Genomic DNA, 19,760 nt, shown 5'->3' with positions numbered 1-19,760 from the left:
CCGGTCGTCGTAGCGCTCACGCGGAGATATCACCGCGCTGATACGGCATGGGGAGGGGTCCGAGCCGCAAGGCTTGGCCCCCTCCCCCTGTTTGTTTTCCTACGGCGAAGCTCTGCTGCGCCGTTGACGCACGTAGCTCCGGCTCGCACACACGGGTACGGTGAGCACTGGACTCGGTACGCACTGCACCCGTTCCGTCGCGCTGCACCCGATCCGTTGCGCTGCACCCGTTCCGTCGCGCTGCACCCGATCAGAAGGGGTGTAATGCCTACGGATCGGGTGCACCACCTCCCACAACAAGCCCAACCGCGGGCATTCCCTCCCGACACACCCAAGCGGCAGCATCAGACGCAGCCGCACAACCTCGAAATACCCGCCCGGCTCCGAACAAGAGGCGCTACACCCGATCCGTCGCGCTGCACCCGATCAGAAGGGGTGTAATGCCTACGGATCGGGTGCACCGCCTCATCGACAACAAGCATGATCGCGGATCCCCTTGCCAGCGCCGACCACGCCGGCGTCCAACAGACCCAGGCCGCACAGCGCTGCACCACTTAGGGAGCATTACACCAGTTAGCGAGCATTACACCACCTCCGAGCTGGTGTAATACCCCGCTAAGTGGTGTAACACCACTTAGTAACAAGTAGCGACGCGGAGACCTGCCTCAACTCGCCAGTCAAAGCGCAAGGCAACACAGTTCAGCGGCGACTGAAGAGGCGACTCGCGACCGAGAAACATACACCTGCGATGAGACCACCAACAGCAGCACTCATCAGCCGCTTGGACACAGCACCACCCGAACCACACGCACTTGCCTGCATTTCCTTGGCCTGCGAGGGGGCAACCACTCCATCAGCAGCTTCTTGCAGCACACCGCCCCCAATTTCGCGCCTAATTCCCCCAAGCGCCAATCCACACACCGCCGAAATCGTTGGAATTCCAACGATATGGATTCAATGTTTGAAATAGTCATTCGCGAATTACGTGCAACATTTTGGGGAAGCATGCGCGGCATGGACTCTGTCTGCGACAGCTCAGCTATGGACTCAGCGATAGCCTCAGTGACAACACGACAGACAATTCAACGACGACCGAAGAGACGGCTCGCGACCGAGAAACATACACCTGCGACGAGACCGCTGACAGCAGCGCTCATCAGCTGCTTGGATACAGCATCACCTGAACCACACGGGCTTGCCAGCGTTTGCTTTTCCTCAGACGAGCGAAAGAACCCTATGATCGTTTCCGAAAACAAGCCAACAACGAACATAACGGACAGACCGACGGCGTACGCAATACCCATCTTAAACAACACAAAGACCTCGAACTGATCAGGCGTGCAATTTCCGATGCCGCAATGAACACTGAGAAGAGTCCACGATTCAAGTAATTTTGGCATCATGATGCCCATGATGATAAGGATGCCGCCGACGACCTTATCCACCTCCGCTTGCCTATTCTCAAACTTGATCAGTATGCACTGGAACAACGCCCCCACCAAGAAAAGCACCCAAATAAAGATTACTTCTTGTGTGGATACAAGCCCCGGCTCGGGGTCCCCTTTCCCAAGGTAGAACCCCAATCCAATCCCATTGGGAACGGCAAGCACGCATTGAAAAAATAATACAAAAACAAAGATGAGAATCAGTCGCATCGTTAGGATCGGTCGACTTTGTTGCCAGACCTTTCGTCGCCAATATATTATCTGGCTCACCACTATAAATCCCACAAGAAATAAAAGCGGAAGACAATAGATCTTCCAAACTGACCATACATCTTTCTCGTCAATTTGAACCGAGATGATCCTCAGCGTGTTCCAGGAGAAAAAGGCGATCGCGACCACCAAGAGACCCCAAACCACGCCATATGCGACAGCAACGCGCCTTTGACGCAGCCGCCCAGGAATTCGCTTACCCATATTTACAGTGTACCACCGCAAGCTTTACACCTAGCCCGCTCACCGCCCCACGTCGGGCAGATTCAGCTCCACCAGGACCGGGTTCAAGCGCACCCACGCCACTGCCAGCTTCGTGATGTCGTCGACGGCCTCGTGGGACATCGAACGAGACTTGAGGGAGGCGACGGCGGCCTCGGCACGGGACAGAGAATCAGACGGCAGCGAAACGCCGGAGGAGACAACACGCAGATACTGGTCCATCAGCTTCCCAAAAGAGCGATCCCAGTTGATACCACCGTTGTCGTAGACCTCGTGACCGACGCGCCCCGCAATGCGAATAACCTCGCCCTGCAGCGTCCGACACTGGCCGCTGTCGGGCACAAGCAGATCCCACAGCTCCTCATACTGACGCAGTGCGGGCACGGACGGATCCAGCTCCAGCGTCTCCCCCACGACAGGCGCACGCTGCGCCTCCCGCTGTTCCACCCCGAACAGGGCGCACAGCTCCGACAACGCAGCCGAGGCCTCGTCAACCCGCGACTGCGAAAGATGATCCGGGAGACCGTGCGTGAGGAACGTGCAGCGCATCCGGTCCATCGACCGCAGCGCGGTCGGCACACGCTCGCCGACGGGCGCCCCAACGGACAGGAGCAGCCGAATGACCGCGAGCGCGCGCGGCGTGTCCAGGAAGTTGTGCCAGGCCACCACGTTCTCCACAAGCGTCGCCTTCCCGTAGACCCTCGAGTCGGCAACAACCAGCGGATCCGCGCCCCACGCAATCATCTGCGACACGTCGGCGACGGGAAAACGCTCGACGACGCCGAACAGCGCCGTCTGGTCGGAGGTGTCGCGGGCGTTAATGTCGCCTCCGCGCGCGATCAACAGCGGGATTTGATCGAGGCACCGCGACTGCACGCGCGCGTGAATCGGAGTGCGCTGATACCGGTCACGCGAGTTGATGTCCTCGCCGCGTGCCAGCAGGAAGTCCGTGATCTCCTCGGAGGCAGGGAAGTGCATGAGCCTCGGCTCGTAGGCGGACCCTCGCAGGTACGCGCCGATCTCGCAGCGCGCGACCGCGCGCGCCACGGCCTCGACATCACCGGAGGCGATGATCTGCTCGATGTCCGCCGGAAGGGTCTTGCGCAGGCGCACACCGACCACTCTCCTCTCTGAGTTCCTGAGGCCAGTCTAACCGCGCTCCTACTCCCCCTCAGAAGACCCGCCACCGTGCTTCGCGCGCTCCGTGAGGACGCGCTCGACGACGCGCGGCAGGCGGGTGGGGGTCTCGCGGTGGCGGGTCATGGTGAGGAACAGACGGATGCGGGTCAGCGGCGAGACGCGCACAGATTCGGGCCATCGGAGAACCACGTACTGCACGGCGTCGGCGACCTCGAGACGCCGCGTGGAGTTGCCGACGCGCACCCACAGCTCGGCCTCGCCTTTACCCTTGGGCCCCTTCAGGTACACGGGTCGCGTGGACGGCGGGATCGTCACCCGGCATACTTCCTGGGGTCCGTAGCCCTCCTGGGGGTCCAAGGCCTCGGCGAAGTCGAGGAGGGGCAGCGCGGCCGCGTTAGTACCCAGGCGCTGGCCCCACAGGTCGCGGATCCACAGCTCGAAGCGGTCCGCGTCCGGGGTCTTCAGGGTCGCGTAGTCGGGACCCAGCCCGATGAGCCGGCCGTCGTCGTCCACCCCGATGAGCAGGGTGCCGCCGCCGGAGTTCATGAACGCGGCGACCGTCTTGGCGATGACGGTTTCCATGGCGTCATCGCGCTTGCCGGCGCGCATGTTCCAGCGGGCGCTGGACTTGAACTCGAGGGAGTCGGATTCGCCGCGCTTGGCGACCTCGGCGATGGGTTCGAGGCCGGGGCGCGGGTGCAGGTACGCGACGATCAGGGAGACAATGATGACCACGACAAGGGCCACCACCGCGGCCACGCCGATCATCGCGGGGCGCCACATGTCGGCGGATGCGAAGATCCAGCCAGCGACCAGCAGGCCTCCCCACAGGCCCCCGAGGCCGGTGAGGGTCGCCGAGGCCGTGGACATCGTCATGCGCGAGGCCAGGAGGCGACGCACGACCAAGCCGATGAGCCATGCGATGACGAGAAGGAGGACCTGGATGCCGACCCACCGCAGCAGGTCGGGGTTCTGAGGCGTGGCCCTAAACTGCGGCCCTCCAGCGGTCATCTGCGCTCCTCATATACAAAGTCGGCGGCGGGATCGGATGTCACCACCCTATCCCACCGCCGACCACCGATCAGCGCATCACGCCATCAGCGCAAGGACGTGTGCTTCTCAATCGAGCGGGACGCCCACAGCCCCAGGATCAGGGCGAACAGGGGCACGAGGATGTAGGAGCCGATGCCGATGACGTTGGGTTGACCGTCGGTTCCCATCGTCGCTCGGTACGAGGTCCACATAATCTCTGTGGAGAAATGGCCGTCGGTCGTGACGGACAGCGGAAGGAAGAACGTGCCAACCGTGGAAAGCACCTGGTTCACGATGTACAGCAAGACGAAACCGATGATGGGAGCGCCGAAGCCGAGGTGGTTGAAGCGGCCTTCCGCGCCGATCGTCATGGCGGCGCAGCCCTGCACGATCCACGACATCGACAAAACGATCTGCACCGCAATCATGATGACAACGGTAGATGTGGGCATTCCGGCCACGAGGGAACGGGGTCCGGCCGTGTACTCGGCGAGGCTGATGCCGTCGCTCCACGCGGCGGCCGCGGCAACCGCGATGATTCCGCCGACGGCCAGGGCGAGGGCCAGGAGGCATTCGATCACGATGCGGGTGATCTTCGCCCAGAAGATGACCGTGCCGGAGATTGGCAGGCTCATCGTGAAGTAGCCGCGCTGCCCGTACAGGGTCTTCCAGTAGTCGGCCAGGGCCGCGATCGCGCAGGCGGCCGGTGTGAGCGCGCACAGGGCGTAGGCGAGCATCACGGTGGAGCCGCTGATCCCCGGCAGCCCCGCGGCGACGATTCCCGCGGCAACCGCGATGACAGCAACGAACGCCCCGAAGGAACGCGCGTCCGCGACGAGACGCCACCGGATCTCGTATGCAAGAAGTTTGGTGTACATCAGCGGTACTCCTTCCGGAAGATGGCGTCGAGGGAATCGCCATGCGTGGCCCGCAGGTCGTCAGCGTCTCCTTGCAGGAGGACCTGTCCGTCCTTCATGAAGAGCGCGTAGTCGACGAAGTGCTCGATGTCGGAAATGAGGTGTGTGGACATGATGAGCAGCGACGCGGGGTCGAACTCGCGCAGGATGCCCTCGAGGATGACGTCGCGCGTCGCCGGGTCGACGCCGCTAATCGGCTCATCGAGCAGGTACACGCGGGCGCGCCGGGACATGATGAGGCTGATCTGGAGTTTCTCCCCCATGCCTTTGCTCATCTCGGCGAGGCGGCGGTCGGTGGGCAGTCCGAAGAAGTCGATCATCGAGGCGGCTTTGTCGGCGTCGAAGTCGCTAAAGAACGTGGAGTAGACGCGGATCGCGTCGGTAGCGGTCCAGTCGGTGTTGAGGAAGTCGGCGTCGGGCAGGTAGGAGACGATTGCCTTAGTGGCGACGCCGGGTGCGTGCCCGTCGATGGTCACGGTTCCCTGGTAGTCGGAGAGGACTCCGGCGAGGATCTTGAGCAGCGTGGTTTTACCGCAGCCGTTGGGACCCATGAGGCCGACGATGTGCCCGGCCTCCAGGCTCAGGTTGTAGTCGCGTAGAGCGGGGGTCGAGCGGTAGCTCTTCGTCAGGCCGGTGACCTCGACGAGGCCTGGGCCAGCCGCGCTCGCGCCTGTGGGTTGGGTGGTCATGAGAGTTGTCCTCCTGTATTACAGGTCCGCATCCCAGCGTTCATCCACGAGGCCGTGGGCACCTTCGCGGTCGACACCAAGGGCTCGGCAGGCGCGGATGAAGGCGTCTGCTGCGGCGCGAGCGTCCTCCTGGCGGAGGGTGCGTAGCGCAGTGTCGTCGGTGGCGACAAATCGTCCGGCCGTCCGCTTGGGGACGGTGAGTCCTTCGTCGTCGAGGGCGGCGAGGGCTCGCTGGACGGTGTTGGGGTTGGTGCCGGCCTCGATGGCGAGGTCGCGGACGGAGGGGATCTTCTGGCCGGGCTTCCACGTGCCATCGGTGATGCGGGCGCGGAAGTTGTCGGCCAGCTGGATCCAGATGGGGCGGGTGTCATCGATGCGCATCGATGTGTCCCTCCTGTCTTGCTGTATTAATACACTAATACAATGACACAGTTTCCAAACTGTGTCAACCTACTAATACAGTTCAGTCACATGCTGACACACTCGCACGTTTCCAGACACGGAGAAAGGCCCGGAACCATACGGTTCCGGGCCTTTCCTACGCGAATGCGTCAGGCGATCGGCTCACCCTCGATGTGCCAGACCTCGCGAGCATAGTCGGAGATCGTGCGGTCCGAGGAGAAGCGACCGGAGCGGGAGATGTTCGCCCACACGCGCTTGTTCCATGCCTTCTGGTCGCGGTAATCGGCGGCCATACGATCCTTGGTCTCACGGTACGCGGCAAAATCGCCCAGGACGTAGTACACGTCGGCCGGATCGTAGCCGCCCTCAAGGATCGAGTGGCGGATGTCGTAGAACCAGCCGGAGTTGTTGTCGTTGAGCGTGCCATCGGTCAGGGCGTCAATGACGCGCTTGAGGCCGGGGACGTTCTCGTAGTGCCAACGGGGATCGTAGTGACGACGCAGCTCGGGCAGCTCATCGTCGGTCGCGCCGAAGATGTAGGCATTGTCCGCGCCCACGGCCTCGAGAATCTCAACATTCGCGCCATCCAGGGTGCCCAGGGTGAGGGCGCCGTTCATCATGAACTTCATGTTGGACGTGCCCGAGGCCTCCTTGCCAGCCATCGAGATCTGCTCGGAGACGTCGGCGGCGGGGATGATGTGCTCGGCGGGCGAGACGTTGTAGTTATGGACGAAGACGACCTTGATGCGACCGTTGATGTCCTTGTCGTTGTTCACCAGCTCGCCAATGGCGTTGATGAGCTTAATGATGGCCTTGGCGCGGATGTAGCCGGGGGCAGCCTTCGCACCGAAGATGAACACGCGGTTCGGGGTATCCAGCGTCGGGTCATCCTTCATGCGGAAGTACAGGTCCAGGACGTAGAAGGCGTTGAGCAGCTGACGCTTGTACTCGTGCAGACGCTTGATCTGAACGTCGAAGATCGAGTCGGGATCGATCTCGACACCCTCGCGCTCCTTGATCCACGCAGCGAAGTCGACCTTGTTAGCGTGCTTGATCTCGCCCAGGCGCGTGAGCACGTCGTCGGTGCCAGCCTCGGTGAAGTCAGAGAGCACGGTGAGGTCGCGGACCCACGCGTCGGAACCGGTGACCTCGTTGAGGAGGGCGGCCAGGCGGGGGTTGCACTGCTTGAGCCAGCGGCGCGGGGTCACGCCGTTGGTCTTGTTGTTGAAGCGCTCAGGCCAGATGGCGTACCACTCCTTGAGGGTGTCGCGCTTGATGATCTCCGTGTGGAGGGCGGCGACGCCGTTGATGGAGTAGGACGCGTAGCAGGCGATCCAGGCCATGCGCACGGTGTTTCCGGAGACGGGGGCCATGTAGTCGATGGTGCCCTGGTCGAGGCCACGCTCGGCCATGTCGATGCGGAAGCGACGGTCGATCTCGCGGACGATCTCGGAGATGCGCGGGAACAGGCGATCAAAGATGTGGATGTCCCAGGTCTCGAGGGCCTCGGCAAGAACCGTGTGGTTCGTGTAAGCGAAGGTCTTGGAGACAACTGCCCAGGCCTCTTCCCAGCCGAGGCCGTGCTCGTCCATGAGGATGCGCATGAGTTCGGGGATGGCGAGGACCGGGTGGGTGTCGTTGAGCTGAACGGCGTTGTACTCGGCGAAGCCATTCAGGTCGGTGCCGTGGTGACGCACGTAGTTCTCGACGATCTCCTGCAGGGAGGCGGAGCAGAAGAAGTACTGCTGGCGCACGCGCAGGACCTTGCCCTCGAACGTGGTGTCGTTGGGGTACAGGACACGGGAGATGTCCATGGTGCGCTCACGGTCGATGATCGCGTCGGTGAAGCGCTGGGAGTTGAAGGCGTCGTAGTCGAACTCTTCGATGGGTTCGGCCTTCCACAGACGCAGGGTACCCACGTTCTTGGTGCCGTAGCCGGTGATCGCGATGTCGTAGGGGACGGCGCGCACGGTCAGGTCGGCGTAGGAGACGATGCGGGAGCGCTCTTCGCGGCGGGTGACGAAGGGGTAGCCCTCCTCCATCCACGGATCCGGGTGCTCAGTCTGGAAGCCGTTGTCGAAGAGCTGCTTGAACAGACCGTAGCGGTACAGGATGCCGTAGCCGCGCACGGGCAGATCCAGGGTGGCGCAGGAGTCCAGGAAGCAGGCGGCGAGGCGGCCGAGGCCACCGTTACCGAGGGAGGCGTCCGGCTCCTCTTCGAGAACCTGGCCAAGATCGAGGCCGTAGGCGGCGAGGGCTTCGCGAGCCTTCTCGACGAGGCCAAGGTTCGACAGGTTGTTCAGCAGGGCGCGACCCATGAGGAACTCAGCGGAGAAGTAGTGTTCCTGACGGCCCTTGGCGTAACGCTCGGTGGTGGCGGCCCAGTTGTCAGCGATCTGATCGACGATGGCAGCGGACAGACCCTGCCACACCTCCATCAGAGTCGAGTCTTCAACGGGGCGCCCGGAGGTCGCACGCACATGCGAGGGCAGCGACTGCGTCAGATCCAGCGTCATATGACTTCCTTTTTCGTGTCTATGCCCTCCCGCCAAGCGGCGAGCCCCGGGTAGGGATCGGGCCTCACCTTACAGATTACCGATCCGCGCAGCTAATTCCCTGTTTTGACCACTCTCTGCGAGATTCACCACCCACTCTCACATGACCAACTACACCCCCCGAAAAGGCCCCATGACTAAAGACCCAACCCCCACACTCCCCTACCAACTCACTCGAGGCCGGACCTGCGCGAAGACTCACGAGCATCGCGAAATGACAGCACGAACACTGAACTTGCCGGGTGGAGAGAAGCGCAAGGGCCGAGGCTTCCCCCAATCCCGGAGAGCACAGCGCCGCACACGACAGGGCACCACAACGGAGGTACCGAACATCAGGGGCGTGCCCCTGCGGGGGCACTGCCCGCAGGGGCACATATACAGGAAAGTGGCACCCCTCGGGCGAGCGATGCCACTTTCCATCACCGGTTCATCATGAGGGCTCAATTCATGGTGACTTTCGGTACTCCCATTGTGCATGTGACGCGCATATCATTTCAAGGCGAAACACCTCGTTTTCGTTGCAAATCTGCGGCACATCCATGCACGTTTGTTCATAAAGTCGCTGCGATCTGCAAAAACTAGACAAAAAGCGGGTCCGCTCGATTCGAGCGGACCCGCGGATTCTGTCAAGCAAAAACCTCAGTGACGCTTGCGCGCGATCACGAGGGTCACACCACCAGCCAGGGCGATGACACCAGCGCCCGCAGCGATCGACGCAGAAGAACCAGTGTTTGCCAGCATCTGGGTAGAAGCCTCAGCAGGCCCATTCGAGTGACGGATACCGGAACGAACGCTCACAGGAGCCAGACCTTCGGCGGGGGTCACCTCGCCATGGGTGGTCACGCCGGTCCCAGAACCGGGAGCGGCCGGCTCGGGAACAGAGGGTTCCTCGCCGGGGGTGGGCGTCTGAGGCTCGGGAGCAGGCGTCGAGGGCTGATCCGGACCGGGGCCGGGGTTGGACGGCTCGGGGGTAGGCGTGTTGTCGACGGGGGCCGGCGGCTCCTCGGGACCAACGACCGGGGTGGAAGGCGAGGGAGTGGGCTGACCAATGGAGGGGTTACCCTTCGAAGGTTCACCGATGGAAGGGTTCCCCTTCGCGCCGTCACCAATCGGAGACTCAGCTGCGAAAGCAACGCCGGTGGAAGCAGCGATGATGCCAAAAGCCGCCGTCGCGGCGAACAGGGAGGCAGTCGTCTTCTTCATGATCTCTCCTGAAACGGATGTGATGCGGGATGAATGCACGACCCTGACCGGCACTGGGAGTGTCAGATCAGGGATCCACCCTTACTCTACAACACTTCCTGACCATCGAGAAGGGTTTTCCTAAAATCACACCAGACGACCCTGTCCATCACATCAGAATTTAACTCAAATACCGAGTAATTCACGCCCTTCTAAAAAGTTCAAGAACCCTGGAACGTCGCGATAAACTTGAAAATTCCCTCCATGATGAGTTGCGTTGCAATAGCAGCGAGAAGCAAACCTGAGATCTTGGTCAACAGCATGATGCCCCCGGGTCCCAGCAGCCGAGAGAGGATGAGCGAAAAGCGCATCGTCAGCCACATGACGACGTGCGCCAGCACCACGGCCAGGACGACGGCGATCCACGATCCGACGTTCGCTCCAGCCTGCCCAACGGCCACCATGACGGCGACGATCGAGCCGGGACCAGCCAGCAGCGGCGTCCCAAGGGGAACGAGCGCGACGTTGACGCTTTCGTCCCCCGTATCAGGTGTCGAGGAATCGGTGCCCATGAGGAGTTCCATGGCGACCAGGAACAGCAGGACGCCGCCGGACAGCTGCAGTGCCTCCATCGAAATGCTCAGGAGGCGCAGGATCTGTCCGCCGAGGATCGCGAATGTCAGGATGACACCGAAGGACACGGAGGTCGCCTGGATCGCTGCCCGCCGCTGCTTGGCCTGGGAATAACGAGACGTGAGTCCCAGGAAGATCGGCACCGTGCCGATGGGGTCCATGATGACCGTCAGCGTCGTGAAGGCGGTGGCGAAGAGGGCGACGTCGAAGAGGCTCACGGCTGCACCACCTCGATACTCCCTTGCGCGATAACCTCGGCGATGATGTCAGGGTCGGTCGTGTTTTCGCCGATGCGGTTGGGCTTGCCGGTGCCGTGGTAGTCGGAGGATCCAAACTCCGCGAGTCCCAATTCCCTGGCGATGCGGTCAACGTCGGCGCGATCCTCAGGAGCGTGGTCGCGGTGGTTGCGCTCGATACCGAAGAGACCAGCCTGAGCCATCTGCGCGATAACGTCCTCGGGCAGCAGCCGCTGACGCTTGCGGGCGCGCGGATGCGCCAAGACGGGCACTCCCCCGGCCTCACGCACGCAGCGCACCGCTTCGACCGGGTCGGGTGCCCAGTGGTGCACGTAGTAGGGACCCGACGGGTGCAGTGCCTTGACGAATGCGGCGCTGCGGTCGGGGAAAGCACCGGCGGCGACGAGTGCATCGGCGATGTGCGGACGTCCCACGGGGCCTCCCTCGGGCGCGAAAGCGAGCACGTCCTCCCATGTGATCGGGTAGTCCGCGCTCAAGTTCTCGACCATGCGGAGGGCGCGCGTCTCGCGGTCCTCCCGGGTTCGCCGAAAATTATCGACGAGGCCGGGGCTGGCCGGGTCGAAAAGGTAGGCCAGCAGGTGCACGGTGATGCCCGATGCTGAGCAGGACATTTCAGCGCCCCGAATGAGGGTGACGCCAGTGTCGGGGACAGCGGATACAGCCTCGTCCCATCCGGTCGTCGTATCGTGATCGGTCAGCGCAATCGCGTCCAACCCGGCCTCGGCGGCAATCGCGAGGAGCTGCGCGGGCGTGTCCGTTCCATCCGAGTAAGCGCTATGAGTATGGGGATCAATTCGCTTCACCATCTGAGATTACCGCATTAATCCGATCACACCACCGGGCATCGGAGGGGGTCCCCGCGAGCGCGCCGAGGCCTCGTGAAAACCCCTGATTTTGAGCGGTGGGACGTCGTCTCTCCGCACGTCTTTTCACGGGTCACAACACGTCTTTGCGCATATGCCCACCCCCGGCGAGACGCCGATCACTGTAGGAAACTGTCTGCACACGGCCATATGGCCCCCTCAACACCGATTGGAGTACACGCGTGTCTGACAAGGATCAGACCCAGGTGTCTACCGCGACCGATGCGGGAGACGCCGGGTATAATAAGGCTCTGAAAAACCGACATATCCAGATGATCGCCATCGGCGGCTCGATTGGCACCGGCCTGTTCCTGGGTGCCGGCGGCCGTCTGGCCCAGGGCGGCCCCGCGCTCGCCTTCGCCTACGCAGTGTGTGGCGTCTTCGCATTCCTGATGGTTCGCGCCCTCGGCGAGTTGGCGGTGCGTCGCCCCTCCTCGGGCGCCTTCGTGTCCTACGCTCGCGAGTTCCTGGGCGAGAAGGGCGCGTTCATCACCGGCTGGTTCTTCTTCCTGGACTGGGCCGTCACCGTCATGGCTGACATCACCGCTGTAGCGCTCTACATGCACTACTGGACAATGTTCGAGGCCATCCCACAGTGGGTGATCGCCCTCATCGCACTGGCGCTCGTGTTCGTCCTGAACATGCTGAGCGTGAAGGCCTTTGGTGAGGCCGAATTCTGGTTCGCGATGATTAAGGTCGCGACGATCCTCATCTTCATGGCTGTCGCCATCTGGGCGATCATCACGCAGGCGCACGTCGCCGATTACACCGCGGGCGTCCACAACATTTCCGAGTCCGGCGGCTGGTTCCCCGAGGGCCTGGCCCCCGTGTTCGCCCTGACCCTGGGCGTCGTCTTTGCCTTCGGCGGCACCGAGATGGTGGGTGTCGCAGCCGGCGAGGCGAAGGATGCCGCAACAATCCTGCCCAAGGCCATCAACTCGATGGTCATCCGTATTTTCTTCTTCTACGTTGGCTCCGTCGTCCTCTTCGCGCTGGCGCTGCCCTACAACGCCTACTCGTCGAATGAGTCACCCTTCACGACGTTCTTCTCCGGCATCGGCGTTCCCCACGCGGGTGACATCATGCAGGTGGTTGTCCTGACCGCGGCGCTCTCCTCGCTGAACGCCGGCCTCTACGCGACCGGTCGCACGCTGCGTTCGATGGCGCTCGTGGGCGAGGGGCCGCGCTACGCGGCTCGCCTCAACAAGAACCACGTGCCCTACGGCGGCATCATCATCACCGCGTCGCTCGGTCTGCTGGGCGTCCTGCTCAACGCCTTCGTGCCGCAGGACGCTTTCAACATCGTCATGGACCTGGCGGGCATCGGCATCGCTGGTACCTGGGCGATGATCCTCATCTCGCACCTGGCGTTCCTGCGCAAGGTCAAGCGCGGCGAAGCGCAGCGTCCCGAGTTCCGTATGCCGGGCGCCCCCTACACGAACTACCTGGCACTGCTCTTCTTCGCGGTGGTCGTTGGCTCCAACGTGACCTCCGAGTCGGGCCGCTGGACCCTCGCGCTCTTCGCCGTGGTCGTCGTCCTCATGGTCGCCGGCTGGTACTACGTGCGCGGGCGCGTCGGCAACCTGACCGACGAGGCCGCCGCCTCGCTCCAGGGTGACGAGACCCTGGTGTCGGGCGACTGATCGAAAGGACTCACCGTGCGTCTTCACGTCACGTATGCGGGTGGAACCATCGGCATGGTCGATTCCCCGGAGGGTCTGCGTCCCGGCGCGGACCTGCAGGGGTGGTTCGGCTCCCAGCTGGAGGGCATCGAGCTGGCCTCGAACATCACGATGTCGACGCTGGACCCACTCATCGACTCCTCGGAGGCCACTCCCGAGGACTGGCAGGCCATCATCGACGACATCAATGCGCACGCCGATGAGGCCGATGCCTTCCTGGTCCTGCACGGCACGGACACGATGGCCTACTCGGCTGCGGCCCTGTCCTACGCGCTGGCGAGCATGGGCAAGCCGGTCGTCTTGACCGGCTCCCAGTACCCGCTCGGCGTGGTCGGCTCGGATGCGTCGGCGAACGTCACGGGTGCGCTGCGCGCCGCGATTTCACGCCACGCGCGCGGGGTCATGCTGTTCTTCGGGCACAAGCTCCTGGCCGGCAACCGGGCCACCAAGACCTCGTCGTGGGCCTTCCGCGGCTTTGAGTCGCCCTCCGTGTCCCCGATGGCGCGCACGGGTGCCCCGTGGCGTTGGTACGGCGCTCCCCATCCGGGCACCGGCTGGACCGATCCCAGCCCGTACACGCGCCAGGATGTCGCCGTCATCGACGTGGTTCCCGGCATGAGCGCCGCACGCCTGCGCGCGATGACGACGCCCCACCCGGACGCTCTCATCCTGCGCACCTTCGGCGTGGGTAACATCCCCGCGTCCGAGCCGGGCCTGGTGGATGTCCTGGCCGAGCTCGCCAACGCCGATGTGCCGATCATTGTTGCCTCCCAGTGCTACCAGTCCGAGGTCATGCTCGGCCACTACGAGGCCGGCAACGCCCTGGCGCAGCTGGGTGCGATCGGCGCGCACGACATGACGCTCGAGGCCCTCTACGCCAAGACCGTGTTCCTGCTCTCGCAGGGCAAGCGCGGCGCGGACTTCAAGCGCTGGATGGACCTGTCCATCGCGGGAGAGCTCACCCTCCAGGACTGATCCTCTCCCACACGACCTGCCCCGGCCTCGTCCCCGCGCCTGCCGCGCGACCTGGGAACGAGGCCGGGGTTTGTCATGCCCCCGGGCACTCCACCGGGGCGCTCACAGCCGTAGAATGGGCCCATGAGCGAAGAAGAATCCCAGTCAATGGCCGACCGAGGCGAAAGCCGCTCCCGTCAGCCCCAGTCCTCTGCGTTCCGCAAGTTCATCGGCTCCGGATGGGCCCCGCGCCCCACTGACCTGCCCACGCGTGAACGCGTCGCCGATTTCCTCACCGACCGCACTCTCAAGGCCGGTGCCCCCTTCCCCGGCGAGCGCCTCGTCATCCCCGCGGGTCCCTACAAGGTCCGCTCGAACGACTGCGACTACCGCTTCCGCGCGCACTCCGCGTTCGCGCACCTGTCGGGCCTGGGCGGCGAAAAGGAGCCGGATACGGTCCTGGTGCTCGAACCGAATGAGGACGGCACCCACACCGCGCTGCTGTTCTTCAAGCCGCGCGCCTCGCGTTCCTCCAAGGAGTTCTACGCCAACCCGCGCTACGGCGAATTCTGGGTGGGTGCGCGCCCGTCGCTCGAAGAGGTCTCGGCCGCGACCGGCCTGGAAACCCGCCACATTGACACGCTGCGCGACGCGCTGTCCAAGGATGCCGGCCAGGTGAGCCTACGCATCGTGCGCGGCGTGGACGCCCAGATCGAAGACATGGTCAACGAGATTCGCATCCAGGCGTCCCTGCCGTTTGGCGACGACGCGCGCGAAGAAGACGAGGCTCTCGAGGAACGCCTCTCCGAAATCCGCCTCAAGAAAGACGCCTACGAGATCGAGGAAATGATCCGCGCGGTCGAGGTCACCAAGGCCGGCTTCGAGGACATCATCCGCGTCCTGCCGCGCGCCATCGGTCACCGCCGTGGCGAGCGCGTCATCGAGGGGGCCTTCGCGGCGAACGCCCGCGAGGAAGGAAACGGCCTGGGATACGACACCATCGCGGCCTCCGGCAACCACGCGAACACCCTGCACTGGATCGACAACGACGGCGAGGTGCGCGAAGGCGACCTGGTGCTCGTCGACGCCGGCGTCGAGGTCGACTCCCTCTACACGGCCGACATCACGCGCACACTGCCCGTCAACGGGCGCTTCACCGAGGTCCAGGCCCGCGTCTACCAGGCCGTGCTCGACGCCTGCGAGGCTGCCCTGGCCCGCGCCAACCAGCCCGGCTGCCGCTTCAAGGACGTGCACGACGCCGCTATGGAGGTCATCGCTGCCCGCCTGTACGAGTGGGGCATCCTGCCCGTCACCCCGGAAGAGTCCCTGGCCTCCACCGGCCAGCAGCACCGCCGCTGGATGCCGCACGGCACCAGCCACCACCTGGGCCTGGACGTGCACGACTGCGCGAAGGCGCGCGCAGAACTCTACCAAGGCGCGCTGCTCGAGCCGGGCATGATCTTCACGATCGAACCGGGCCTGTACTTCCGCGCCGACGACCTGCTGATCCCCGAGGAATACCGCGGAATCGGCGTGCGCATCGAGGACGACGTCGTGGTGAACGCCGACGGCACCGTCACGCGCATCTCCGAAGACATCCCGCGCACCATCGCAGACGTCGAGGAGTGGATCGCGCGCATCCAGGGACGCTAAGCGCGCCCCGCGCGGATTTTTTCGCTGGAAGCGCGCCGCTTAGGAACGCTGATCCGACGCCTCGGCCTGGTCTCCCTCAGGGGACGAGGCCGGGGCGTCGTCGCGTCCTTCAGGCGCGGGCTGTGCGGGCGCGGGCTGTGCGGGCGCGGGCTGAGCGGAGGCCGCAGTCTGCGCCGCTTCGCTCTCCGACGCGGAGGACACCGGGGAGACGGCCTGCGTGACCTGCGACGGTGCCACGGCCTCGTTCGTGCTCGACGCAGCCGAGGCCTCGGGTGCCCCGCTCGGGATATCCCCCTCCTTGGTCGCAGCGCCAAAACGCGGGCGGCCGTCGGGGAAGAAGCCGACAGAGTCTTTCTTCGGGCGCTCTGTCACCTCGCGCGCACGCTTGGGGCGTGCCATGTTGCCTGGCGTGCGCTGCAGGAGGGTGAACGCACGGTCGATGTCCGAGGCCGCCAAGATCGCGTAGCGCTCGGCAACGACCTGCTGAGAGGACAGGAGGTCACGGTTGCGGCCTCGCAGAATAAACGCCAGTGCAGACAGGGCCATGCCGATAAGCGCACCGATGACGATGCCGCCCACCACCCAGGTGCCCGTGCCGCCAGCGTTCTGTCCCGCGGACATGAACATGCCCGCAAGCGCACCCCACAGTCCGCCGCTGGACGCACCCGACATGGACGCCCGAGCAATCGTCAGGCGACCCGTCACGCGCTCCACCATGTGCAGATCCGTGCCGACGATCGTGATCGACGAAACGTCGAAACCGTAATCGGACAGGAAGTCAACACCCGCTCGAGCCTGCGCGTAGGTCTGGTAGGACGCAACCTCCGTACCCGTCGGCATCTTCGGTTCCATCACAATGGCCATTTCTCTCTCCAATCACCACAGCAACGGTGGCGTGGGACACATTGTCCACCCGGCACCGGCTCTCCATTACGACGCATTGAACATCATCAGCCTAAAATGATTAAGTGAGCATTGCATCTATTGAGGTTGGCACCAAGGGCCGACGCGTCTACATCGGAAAGCTTGCCGGCACCGGTGTTTTCGACCCTTTGGGCGACCAAGTCGGCAAGATTCACGATGTCGTTGTCATCTTTCGGCTGAAATCTGAAGCCAATGTCATCGGCTTCGTCGTCGAGGTCGGCCCACGCAAACGCGTGTTCCTGCCGCTGACCCGCGTGACGTCCATCGAAGCCGGATCGGTCATCACGACGGGCCTGCTCAACATCCGATCCTTCACACAGCGCCCCATCGAGACCCTGGTGCTGTCCGAACTCTTCGACCGCGTCGTCACCATGAACGACGGCTCCGGCCAAGTGCGCATCCTCGACGTTGCCATGCGTCAGCGTCGCCCCAAGGACTGGGTGATTTCCACGCTGCACGTCCAGCGCGTGCGCACCTCGTCCCTCGGCTTCACGCGCAGCGGCGAGACGCTGACGGTCGACGTGACCGAGGTGTCAGGTCTGCTCAAGACCAACTCGAATCAATCAGCCACCGCCCTGTTGCAGTACACCGAGGACATGCGCGCCGCTGACCTCGCGGACTTCATCCACAGCCTCCCCCAGGACCGCAAGATCGCAGTTGCGCAGCAGCTGACCGACGCACGCCTTGCCGACGTACTCGAAGAACTCGGTGACGACGACCGCGTAGCGATCGTCTCTGCTCTCCAGGCCGCACGAGCCGCTGACGTTCTCGACGTCATGCAGCCCGACGACGCCGCCGACCTCGTCGCCGAACTACCCACCGCCAAAGCGCAGTCCCTGCTGGCCCTCATGGAACCCGAAGAGGCCGAGGACGTGCGCCGACTCATGACCTACGAGGAGTCCACTGCGGGTTCGCTCATGACCACCGAACCGGTCATTTTCGGCCCCACCGCCACCGTCGCGCAGATGCTCGCCGCAGTGCGCCGCGAGGACATCCCCGCCTCCATCGCGACCGTCGCCTTCATCGCGCGCCCACCCCAGGAGACCCCAACCGGCCAATACCTGGGCATGGTCCACATCCAACGCGCGCTGCGCGAACCACCGCAGACCCTGCTCGGCACGATTCTCGACCGCGACATCGAAGCCGTGGACCCCAACGCGCACATCGCGAAGGTAACCCGACTGCTGGCCACCTACAACCTGACGGTTCTTCCCGTCGTCGACGAGGACGGACACCTACACGGCGCCGTCTCGGTCGACGACGTGCTCGACGAACTGCTGCCCGAAGACTGGCGCGATTTCGATGACGACGTCACCGACCGCATGATGGCAAGGAGCATCGATGGCTGATCGTCTCGACAACCCGCTCGAAAAGCGCCGCGGGTTCTTCCGCCGCCCAGGCTCCGGCGGAGGCGACGGCTTCGGTCGTTTCGCCGAGGCCACCGCGCGCTTCATGGGGTCCCCCCGCTTCGTCCTCTACATGACGATCTTCGTCGTTGCCTGGATTACCGCAAACCTCGTGCTCGCTGGTATCAGCGTAGAATCCGCGTGGGACCCCTACCCCTTCATTCTGCTGAACCTCGCGTTCTCAACCCAGGCCTCGTACTCGGCCCCGCTCATTATGCTCGCGCAGAACCGCCAAGACGCGCGCGACCGCGTCGTCGCCGAACAGGACCGCCTGCGCGCCGAACGCAACCTCGCCGACACCGAGTACCTGGCCCGCGAGATCGCCGGCCTGCGCCTAGCCCTCCAGGACGTCGCCACGCGCGACTTCGTGCGCTCCGAACTGCGCGACATGCTCGAGGACCTGCGAGCCGAGATCGCCGCGGACGCCGCCAAGGCCTCGGACACCGACACGGACGGTCACCAGGACACGGAAGGACATTCTCAGGCCGACTAAACTCCCCCCTAGAAGATGGGTGCACCGGCCAGTAGAGTGGAGTCCATGCCAGTCACGCTTGAATCCGTCATGGACGCTCTCGGCCAGGTTATCGACCCCGAGATCCGTCGTCCCATCACCGACCTCAACATGGTGACCCCCGACCTGGTCACCATCGATGGCTCGTCCGTCGCGATCAAGGTCCTGCTCACCACCGCCGGGTGCCCGCTGCGCACCCAGATCACGAAGGACGTCTCCGAGCGCGTGGGTGCCCTCGACGGCGTCGAGAACGTCACCGTCGAAATGGGCGTCATGGACGAGGACCAGAAGAAGGCGCTGCGCGAAAAACTCAACGGTGGTCGCCCCGAGCGCGAGATCCCGTTCTCGCGTCCCGACTCACTGACCCGCGTCATCGCCGTCACCTCCGGGAAGGGCGGCGTCGGCAAGTCTTCCATGACCGCGAATCTGGCCGCCGCGCTCGCCGCGCAGGGCCTCAAGGTTGGTGTCATGGACGCCGACATCTACGGCTTCTCCATTCCCCGCATGCTCGGCGTCGACCACGATCCGCAGGTCATCGACGGCATGATGATCCCGCCCGTGGGCGTCGGCGGCATCAAGGTCATCTCCATCGGCATGTTCGTGCCCGACGGCCAGGCCGTCGTGTGGCGCGGCCCCATGCTGCACCGCGCCCTCCAGCAGTTCCTCGCCGACGTCTTCTGGGGCGACCTGGATGTCCTTCTCATCGACATGCCCCCCGGCACGGGTGACGTCGCGATCTCCATCGCCCAGCTGCTGCCCAACTCCGAAATCCTCGTTGTGACGACACCGCAGGTCGCCGCCGCCGAGGTCGCCGAGCGAGCCGGTTCCATCGCCGCCCAGACGAACCAGAAGGTCATCGGCGTCGTCGAAAACATGTCCTTCCTGCCCCAGCCCGACGGCTCGCGCCTGGAAATCTTCGGCGCGGGCGGCGGCGAATCCGTATCCGCGCGCCTGACCGCCCAGCTCGGCTACTCGGTGCCGCTCCTGGCCCAGGTGCCCCTCGACATCGCGCTGCGCGAGGGC

The 19,760-nt window shown here is 64.1% G+C and carries 17 protein-coding genes; 6 read left to right on the top strand and 11 right to left on the bottom strand.

All coding sequences use genetic code 11. From position 1 onward, the window contains the following. Nucleotides 1-1,082 precede the first annotated feature (1,082 nt). The 10 genes from HMPREF1136_RS00130 to HMPREF1136_RS00085 form a co-directional block, all read right to left on the bottom strand. Complete coding sequence (locus HMPREF1136_RS00130; RefSeq protein WP_156791809.1) at nt 1,083-1,919, bottom strand: hypothetical protein; 837 nt, start codon at nt 1,917-1,919, stop codon at nt 1,083-1,085. Nucleotides 1,920-1,958: 39 nt separating this feature from the next. Further along, nucleotides 1,959-3,059 (bottom strand): ankyrin repeat domain-containing protein, encoded by a 1,101-nt coding sequence (locus HMPREF1136_RS00125; protein ID WP_232204133.1) that lies wholly within the window; start codon nt 3,057-3,059, stop codon nt 1,959-1,961. A 39-nt stretch (nt 3,060-3,098) separates the two neighbouring features. Then, nucleotides 3,099-4,088 carry an AlbA family DNA-binding domain-containing protein gene (locus HMPREF1136_RS00120; RefSeq protein WP_009647257.1) on the bottom strand — a complete coding sequence of 330 codons (990 nt, stop codon included), beginning with the start codon at nt 4,086-4,088 and terminating at the stop codon, nt 3,099-3,101. Nucleotides 4,089-4,174: 86 nt separating this feature from the next. Further along, entirely contained in the window at nt 4,175-4,987 is an 813-nt protein-coding gene (locus tag HMPREF1136_RS00115; RefSeq protein WP_009647256.1) for a hypothetical protein, read from the bottom strand. Then, entirely contained in the window at nt 4,987-5,715 is a 729-nt protein-coding gene (locus HMPREF1136_RS00110; RefSeq protein ID WP_009647266.1) for an ABC transporter ATP-binding protein, read from the bottom strand. Before HMPREF1136_RS00110 ends, HMPREF1136_RS00115 begins: the two co-directional genes overlap by 1 nt. A gap of 18 nt (nt 5,716-5,733) precedes the next feature. Then, nucleotides 5,734-6,096 carry a GntR family transcriptional regulator gene (locus HMPREF1136_RS00105; RefSeq protein WP_009647265.1) on the bottom strand — a complete coding sequence of 121 codons (363 nt, stop codon included), beginning with the start codon at nt 6,094-6,096 and terminating at the stop codon, nt 5,734-5,736. Nucleotides 6,097-6,266: 170 nt separating this feature from the next. Next, nucleotides 6,267-8,633: a glycogen/starch/alpha-glucan phosphorylase gene (locus HMPREF1136_RS00100; protein WP_009647262.1), complete on the bottom strand. Its 2,367-nt coding sequence runs from the start codon at nt 8,631-8,633 to the stop codon at nt 6,267-6,269. A 678-nt stretch (nt 8,634-9,311) separates the two neighbouring features. Then, nucleotides 9,312-9,875 (bottom strand): LPXTG cell wall anchor domain-containing protein, encoded by a 564-nt coding sequence (locus HMPREF1136_RS00095; protein WP_009647273.1) that lies wholly within the window; start codon nt 9,873-9,875, stop codon nt 9,312-9,314. 200 nt (nt 9,876-10,075) lie between these two features. After that, nucleotides 10,076-10,705, bottom strand: a complete 630-nt coding sequence (locus HMPREF1136_RS00090; RefSeq protein WP_009647258.1) for a MarC family protein — start codon at nt 10,703-10,705, stop codon at nt 10,076-10,078. Further along, nucleotides 10,702-11,550, bottom strand: a complete 849-nt coding sequence (locus tag HMPREF1136_RS00085) for a PHP domain-containing protein (protein WP_009647271.1) — start codon at nt 11,548-11,550, stop codon at nt 10,702-10,704. Before HMPREF1136_RS00085 ends, HMPREF1136_RS00090 begins: the two co-directional genes overlap by 4 nt. Nucleotides 11,551-11,789: 239 nt before the next feature. Here HMPREF1136_RS00085 and HMPREF1136_RS00080 point away from each other — a divergent pair, with 239 nt between their 5' ends. From HMPREF1136_RS00080 to HMPREF1136_RS00070, 3 genes are all read left to right on the top strand, one after another. Then, nucleotides 11,790-13,250 (top strand): amino acid permease, encoded by a 1,461-nt coding sequence (locus HMPREF1136_RS00080; protein WP_009647255.1) that lies wholly within the window; start codon nt 11,790-11,792, stop codon nt 13,248-13,250. A 15-nt stretch (nt 13,251-13,265) separates the two neighbouring features. Next, nucleotides 13,266-14,264 carry an asparaginase gene (locus HMPREF1136_RS00075; protein ID WP_009647272.1) on the top strand — a complete coding sequence of 333 codons (999 nt, stop codon included), beginning with the start codon at nt 13,266-13,268 and terminating at the stop codon, nt 14,262-14,264. A 123-nt stretch (nt 14,265-14,387) separates the two neighbouring features. Continuing rightward, nucleotides 14,388-15,896: an aminopeptidase P family protein gene (locus tag HMPREF1136_RS00070; protein ID WP_009647259.1), complete on the top strand. Its 1,509-nt coding sequence runs from the start codon at nt 14,388-14,390 to the stop codon at nt 15,894-15,896. A gap of 39 nt (nt 15,897-15,935) precedes the next feature. On the opposite strand, the gene HMPREF1136_RS00065 is transcribed toward HMPREF1136_RS00070, so the two are convergent. Further along, on the bottom strand, nt 15,936-16,760 hold the full coding sequence (locus HMPREF1136_RS00065; RefSeq protein ID WP_009647270.1) for a general stress protein: 825 nt from the start codon (nt 16,758-16,760) through the stop codon (nt 15,936-15,938). Between the two features lie 104 nt (nt 16,761-16,864). On the opposite strand from HMPREF1136_RS00065, the gene HMPREF1136_RS00060 reads away from it, so the two are divergent. The 3 genes from HMPREF1136_RS00060 to HMPREF1136_RS00050 form a co-directional block, all read left to right on the top strand. Next, nucleotides 16,865-18,169 carry a magnesium transporter MgtE N-terminal domain-containing protein gene (locus HMPREF1136_RS00060; protein ID WP_009647264.1) on the top strand — a complete coding sequence of 435 codons (1,305 nt, stop codon included), beginning with the start codon at nt 16,865-16,867 and terminating at the stop codon, nt 18,167-18,169. After that, a complete protein-coding gene (locus tag HMPREF1136_RS00055; RefSeq protein ID WP_009647261.1) occupies nt 18,162-18,719 on the top strand; it encodes a DUF1003 domain-containing protein in 558 nt (185 codons plus the stop codon). The genes HMPREF1136_RS00060 and HMPREF1136_RS00055 overlap by 8 nt, the downstream gene beginning before the upstream one ends. A 45-nt stretch (nt 18,720-18,764) precedes the next feature. Further along, a partial coding sequence (locus HMPREF1136_RS00050; RefSeq protein ID WP_009647248.1) for an Mrp/NBP35 family ATP-binding protein occupies nt 18,765-19,760 on the top strand: 996 nt, incomplete at its 3' end.

The organism is Actinomyces sp. ICM47 (assembly GCF_000278725.1).
Taxonomy (GTDB): Bacteria; Actinomycetota; Actinomycetes; order Actinomycetales; family Actinomycetaceae; genus Pauljensenia.
This window is presented reverse-complemented; position numbering and strand designations above follow the sequence as displayed.